Source organism: Peribacillus sp. Hz7 (assembly GCF_042136355.1).
GTDB classification, from domain to species: domain Bacteria; phylum Bacillota; class Bacilli; order Bacillales; family DSM-1321; genus Peribacillus; species Peribacillus asahii_A.
Genome location: NZ_JBHHJV010000030.1, coordinates 25388 through 32214, shown reverse-complemented (window position 1 = coordinate 32214; position 6827 = coordinate 25388). Strand labels below are relative to the sequence as shown.

The 6827-nt window shown below is 37.1% G+C and carries 5 protein-coding genes; 4 read left to right on the top strand and 1 reads right to left on the bottom strand.

The annotated features are described in order from the left end of the window. The first annotated feature begins 289 nt into the window (after positions 1-289). The 4 genes from ACE199_RS21590 (at position 290) to ACE199_RS21575 (ending at position 5855) form a co-directional block, all read left to right on the top strand. Positions 290-1249 (top strand): hypothetical protein, encoded by a 960-nt coding sequence (locus tag ACE199_RS21590; RefSeq protein WP_375351583.1) that lies wholly within the window; start codon positions 290-292, stop codon positions 1247-1249. 177 nt (positions 1250-1426) lie between these two features. Then, on the top strand, positions 1427-2188 hold the full coding sequence (locus ACE199_RS21585) for a DUF3891 family protein (RefSeq protein WP_375351586.1): 762 nt from the start codon (positions 1427-1429) through the stop codon (positions 2186-2188). Positions 2189-2708: 520 nt separating this feature from the next. After that, complete coding sequence (locus ACE199_RS21580) at positions 2709-3542, top strand: M23 family metallopeptidase (RefSeq protein WP_375351582.1); 834 nt, start codon at positions 2709-2711, stop codon at positions 3540-3542. 1023 nt (positions 3543-4565) lie between these two features. After that, complete coding sequence (locus ACE199_RS21575; RefSeq protein ID WP_375351580.1) at positions 4566-5855, top strand: DNA polymerase IV; 1290 nt, start codon at positions 4566-4568, stop codon at positions 5853-5855. 361 nt (positions 5856-6216) lie between these two features. Here the strand turns inward: ACE199_RS21575 and ACE199_RS21570 are convergent, their stop codons facing one another. Further along, entirely contained in the window at positions 6217-6765 is a 549-nt protein-coding gene (locus ACE199_RS21570; RefSeq protein WP_375351579.1) for a TetR/AcrR family transcriptional regulator, read from the bottom strand. Positions 6766-6827 lie beyond the last annotated feature (62 nt).

Below are 6827 nucleotides of genomic sequence, written 5' to 3'. Positions count from 1 at the left end.
TGAAACTCTTTTTACTCATTATTTTCCCCGTCTCCATGTTATCTCTAGTTGTGTTTCTTAATTATACAAAAAGTACCCTATAGGTAGACTTTTTTTGATGTCTACTCTATAGGGTACACTCTAAAGAGAAATTGGGCTTTTTATATGGGCATTTTCCTGATTCTACCCCTAATATGACTGTGTTCAAGAATATTATTTAAATCGTTCCTATTGTTGGACAAACAAACAAGCGGACAAGCGTTTATTCTCATAATTTATTATAGTTTCTTACAAAAGAAGGGGATAAATTATGAAAGATAAACTCGATAAGCTTAAAAAGGACGAGCATAAACTCGATAAGCTTAAAAAGGACGAGCATAAACTTAATAAGCCTAAAAAGGAAGAGTATAAACTCAATGAGGATAAAAAGAACGTGTATAAACTTGATAAGCCTAAAAAGGACAAGCATAAACAGCCAGGTAATCAAGGATCTATTCAAACTGCATCACTATTCTTATTCAATCAATCTAATGTTTCTTATACAGTTAATGTAGTGGGTATCTTTTATAATGGTGAAACTATTGAACAAGCTACTAGTAGATTCCAAAGAGATGTTGAGATTGCTAATAACATATGGACAATTAACGGAAGAAGTTGCATTAGGTTTAACATAACAAAAGTTATTGCTCCTGGACTACTAGGAAATCCTGATGGGACCCCACGATTTGCTGAATCTATAAATCCTTTAGAGTTACAAGCGAATACAGGTATTATTAATCAAATAATAGAGTTTCATAAACAAGATATTACAAATCCAAACCATACAATATTTGTTGTTTATTTCAAAGGAAATGCTTTTTCTAATGGGAGTATTGGTACTGGGGGCATACAGGGGAATAGTATTGAGTTTGCAAATGGTAATGTACATGGACGAGTTATAATAGCTGATCGGTCAATAAAAACTGTAACGAATGATCCAACGAGGCAGTTTAATACACTCGCACATGAAATTGGACATGTTTTATTCACTAGATTGGAAGCCGGGCAATTTACAACGAATGATCCTTCACCTACAGCCCCTTATATTAATGCATCGAATAAACCTTTCGATGGGTCTCCTGCGAGTCATAATAATAATATAAGGAATACGATGTGGCCTGTCGCTCTTGAGGTCACTAATCCTTTTATGCTTCCTATAATTGACGAAGCACAATGTATACAAGCTAGAAAAAGTCCGTTAGTAATAGTACAAAATCTATTTATGCAATAATTACAGTTTAAACCCTTAGTCTATTTCTTTATACAGACTAAGGGTTTTACTTGTTTCTAATGTAACGAATTGTACCTGGTTATATTTCACTGTATTTCGTTGTATTCTAACTATATACCATCATCTTGGGCAGATAAAATGAACCATTAGTAGAAGGGAAAATGGGGTGATCATTTGGTGATTTATGAGAGGAAATATGATTGGGTTATGATTCCACAATATCATCATAGCTTGCTTTCAGGAGATATTTCTAAAAATTGGGGGATGGGTAATCTAAAGGAAGACAATCGATGGGATGATGTGACCTTGGCTATCGCCCAACATGACTGTGCATGGATTGATTTAGATGAAACGCCTTTTTGGAATGACAGGGCCAAGTCTCCTTATTCCTTCATAGATTTTCCGATAAATCTTCGGATGACGTTTTATACCAAAGGAATTGATCAATTGGAAAGGCAGTCCCCGTATGCCGGATTGCTTTGCAGTATGCACTTTCATTCCTTTTTTGTCGAGTCTAAGGATCTCGCTGCCATTGAATTCGTCAAACAGGAGAAAGCTAGGCAAAACCGTTTGATGGAACAATTGAACCTTTTTGAATCGTGTTCAAAAGAACTTTTACATCTTCACTTTTTGCTGATTCAATTTTGCGATAACCTCTCTTTATATTTGTGCCTGCAAGAACCTGGTACTCCAAAAGCAGAAGAATTCCCTTGGTTTAAAAATGGATTTCCAGAACTCTTTCCGTTCGCGAATGGACGCAAAATTATGGCAGAATGGCTGGATTCGAACCGTGTGTCCTTGCACCCCTTTCCTTTAGCCTCTCCGACTGTTGTATCCGTTCGGACAAAGGAAGTACCAAAAGCAAACATCCAACAATACGGGATTGCCAAAGCCTATAAGGATACAAAATGGACGGAACGAACATTTACGCTGGTCTAAAAAATGTAAGCGCTTTAGTCAATCCCAACAACGACTTACGGAACAAAAGATGAAGTCGCTCTTTGATTTCATCTTTTTCCCTTTTTATGCAGTTCCATGCGTAGAGTAAAGGATAAGAGGTTTTTGTTATTTATATTTATGTTTATGTATACATCGATGTCGATATCGACGTTTATATTTCATTAATCTGCTCCTCTATACTTATGAAGTGATGCGAAAGAGGATGAATTCCTACATGATATTCTTCAGCTTAAAATCTTAAAAAAGTATGAGGAAAGAGCCAGAATCCGAAAATTCTGGCTCTTTCTCTTTATGAAGAGTTACATGTTTTTGGCCGGCGGCTGAAAAAGCTTCTCTCTATATTCTAGATTTTTTGACCAATGCAACTGTCTAAGATGTTTCATGCTAAAAAATACGCATAATGTGCTTATTTTATGGGATAAAAGGACAAGCACGTTTCATTTTTTTTCATAGATTGTAGCGTATCCTAACTTAATATAAAAGAGGAGTTGAATAATGGTTGCCTTATCAATATCAACGTACTCCCTTTAATACGTTACAACAAGTTCAAATGGGTCCGCTAGGTTGTCATGGATTTGCATCAGGTGCCAAAGATTTAGGCTTTAATGATATGCAATTTGGAGAGCCCGTTTTTGCCGTAGAGGATGGCACAGTAGTATTTGTCAGACGAGATGCCATTTGTTTTAGTGAGACAGATCCCAATGATCCAAATATAGTAAGATTGATTGATCGTAGTACAAATACAGTAAGATTGAGTTTTAATCGTAATAATCTCGATGAAATAAGGAGAGCGAGCGAAATGATCCCCCCTGAGTGTGGTGCTAATGAGATAGTAGTCAGAGGTAGTGATGGGTTCTTCACTGACTACGTTCATGTTCTCCCTAGTAATAACTTAGGAGTGGGTTCCATAGTTCAAGCAGGAACTCTACTTGGGGGTGTAGACAATTCATCATTGACAACAGGACCTCATGTTCACCTTACTCGCTATAGACCTAACCCTGATTTTGACCCTAATAACCCTAATGTTAGTCCTTTTTGGCAGAATGGTGGAACTTGTAATTGGACGATGTTTAATGTCGTGGGAATCACTCCTACTCCGCGCAATGGCTGGGTGCAAGATGAAGATAGTGGAAATTGGTACTATTATCTTAATGATATACGCCAGACAAACCAATGGATTCAGACTGGCAACACCTATTTCGAAGTAGATAGTACGGGAGTCTGGACAGGAAGCTATTACTTCTTCGATGATACTACACAGACCTGGTACTGGTGGGATAATTCTACACAGAGATGGTCCTACTGGGATGGTACTACATGGGTACCTCTATAGCAGGGGGAAAAATGTCGTACAGTACAAAAATAGGTCTCTATCAATTAGCTCCTACTAGTGCTTTAATGAACTAGGACAAGCTTTATCAGGAGCTGGACAAGTTCTCCATGATAGAAGCAACCGTATGATTAATCAACCAACTATCGGAAACACCGTATAGATTGACATTTGAACAATGTAATAGAGTAAGGAACCGTTCACTGTTCGTAGAGTGTTAACACAAAAACTAATTTCAAATCAAAGAGAGGATGATTTAAATGCCCCGTAAACATCATCAGGGCAAAAAAGCTCAACACGCTGCTGCCATGGCCTACTACCAATATTTAATGTCTTTTTCCAATAATGATTGCAATTGTCAGACACCTGTACCCCCTACAACACCACCTACTGCGCCGCCGCCACCTACACCGCCTGCAACACCGCCCAATACTCCCCCTACAACACCGCCTACTATGCCACCTAGTTCTCCTTAGTTAAAATGAGGTTAATGATATTTAGTGCTATATAATAACCGGCAGTCTAACTAACAAAATGCGGAAAAAATGTTAAGCAAATTCAGTCTAGTTTCTGAAAAAACTTAGCATATGTTTTCCGCGTTTTTTTGAATGGCAATTTTCTTCCTCAATTACAACTCATTTATTAATTATTTTGTAACTTCATTTTAAACAAAATATTAATTAAGTTGAAAATTACATATTATATTTTAGTAAGTTAAAGGGTGCCTTTCTGTAGTAAGATAATTATTTATGGACTGATCGATTTTTATCATTCAGTCTATTTTTTCTCAATAAGGTATACCCTACTAAGAAGGTAGCGATTTATTGATTTTTAAGGATCTAAAGCATAGAGAATACACTTATCAAAATTGTTCAAAGGGCATTTTCACTCTCCTAGTAGCCCCTCATCCTTCGAATTGTTTCCGTTTTTGGCAGGGAGGGGTATGATAAAGGTATACAAAGTCGTGCTTCATTCATCCTTTTTGGTGGAGCTCTATTTGAGGTTCAGTTCTGTGGAGGTGGTATTTTGACTCAACAATTTCATCCGCGAAATGGCCGGGTAATAGCACACGTGGATTGTAACTCTTATTTTGCGGCGGTTGAGATCGCGAATGACTCCAGTCTTGCAGGTAAACCTGTTGTCGTTGCAGGAAACCTAAAGAGAAATGGAATCATTATAGCAGCTAGCTATAAAGCAAGAGAGTATGGGATATATACGACTCAGTTATTGTCACAGGCAAAGAAGCTTTGTAAGGATTTGGTCGTAAAAGCTCCTAGCTTTGATTTATACAGAGAAACTTCTGCTAAAATCTTTGATTTTCTTTCTACCATAACAGAAGAAATTGAGATAGCCAGTATTGATGAATCCTATCTAGATTTAACTGAACTAGCCAAACAAGGAATGAATCCTATAGAAATTGCGAAAAAGGGCCAAATGGATATCCTTGAAATGTTTGGAATACCCACGAGTTGGGGGATCGGCCCGAATAAGGTTTTGGCAAAACACGCTAGCGATTGGAAGAAGCCCAATGGTTTGACGATTATCAGGCGTCGTGATGTACCACATATGCTTTGGTCAAAGCCCGTTAGTGAACTTCATGGCTGCGGGGAAAAAACGGCTGAAAAACTTAGTGGTATTGGTGTAAAAACCATTGAAGATTTAGCGAAAATAGACGAGAGGATAGTTCGGAGCCTTCTCGGAAAAAATGGAGTAATGCTTAAAAATTGGGCAAATGGGATCGACAATCGTCCAGTCGATAAGGAAAAGGCTCTCTCGATTACTACGGTTGGAAATTCAACGACTCTCCAAGTTAATACAGCTGAAGAACGTGTTCTTTTAGAAACCTTTAAAAGTTTGGCTGAATCGGTGAGCCGAAGAATGAAGGCTAAAAAAGTAGTTACTTATACAGTTCAAATCACCATTCGTTATTCTGACTTTAAAACTATTACAAGGAGTAAGACCTTAATCAATCCTGTAGTGGAATATAGGGAATTATTCCAATGCTCTATGCAATTGTTCCATAAACATTGGAGTGGTGATAGCGTTAGATTATTGGGGATTTCAGCTCAAAACGTTCTAGAAGAAAGGGAAGCAGTCAAGCAGCTTGATTTGTTTGATTTTGAAGCCGACGCGAAAGAAGTTGAAAAGAAGGAGCCGCTTCTTCAGGTTATGGGACAGTTGAAGATGAAATTTGGAACGTCTATTATTCAAACCGGCGCTGATTTAGTTCAAAAACAAGCAAAAACAGCTGGTGATACATTCAAATTTAGGTACGGCCAGCCAATCGGAAAAAACAACGATAAGCAAAAATTTTAACTTGAAAAGTCGGATTCCAAGTGAACTGCCCACCAATTGATAGTTGTGTCTAACAGTTGGGGGGCGGTTCACCATAAGGGATTCGACTTTTTTAATAGTAATCTAATTGCCTTCCCCTCCGGTTATAAAATTACTTTTATCAAACTACATTGATGTTTATATCAATATCGACGTCTACATAGATGTTCATATCGATGTTTCCATCGATATTGATATCGGTATTTAAGTGATTTTGTGGTACGGCAATGATTACAGGCACCACTATTCTAAAGGTTTTTTAATCCCTTTAATGAGATTAAATCATTTTCAAGGAATGTTAAACCTGCTATTGTGAGTGCGAGTTCGGGTCTCATCAACTGAATCATTGTCCTCTGTACATTAAATGAATTTGATTGGCAATATAATCTGAACTAAAATGAAGCCCCTTTTTTATCCACCACATGATAATGCCTACCACTGAGGCTGTTTTAATTTCAACCGCAACATAATCCGCAGGTAAGTCCTTCTTGGTATTCTTTCTTCTTGTTTCAACTAATTGCTTTAATAATAAAAATAATTGCTCCTCAAATTGATTCATTTTAAATAAAGTAAGTAAATAATTTCGATGGATATATAAATAATCGAGTACTTGTGTTAGCTTTTGTTTTTCTGGTAAATCTTTTGCGTGTATTAAATCGACCATCTTATCAGAAAGCCCCTGTAAAATCTCATCAGTGATTTGCGCGAGTAAATCTTCAATATCTTGATAATGTAAGTAGAATGTTGTTCGATTTAATCCTGCTTTAGCTGCGATTTTCTGAACCGTTAAATTGGACATAGTGGAGTCCTCTGAAAGAAGGGAAAAGACGGCATTTTTGAACATTTCTCTTGAACGAATTGTACGAGGATCTTCTTTTTTAGATGTAGACATTTCAAACCCCCTTTATAGATTTTTCTTCGACTTTCACAACACGATATATTATCTATGTCGAT

What these genes read in the sequence shown, in the direction of transcription:
- ACE199_RS21590 (WP_375351583.1), top strand. Translation starts at nt 290, where the DNA reads ATGAAAGATAAACTCGATAAGCTTAAAAAGGACGAGCATAAACTCGAT.
- ACE199_RS21570 (WP_375351579.1), bottom strand. Translation starts at nt 6,765, where the DNA reads ATGTCTACATCTAAAAAAGAAGATCCTCGTACAATTCGTTCAAGAGAA.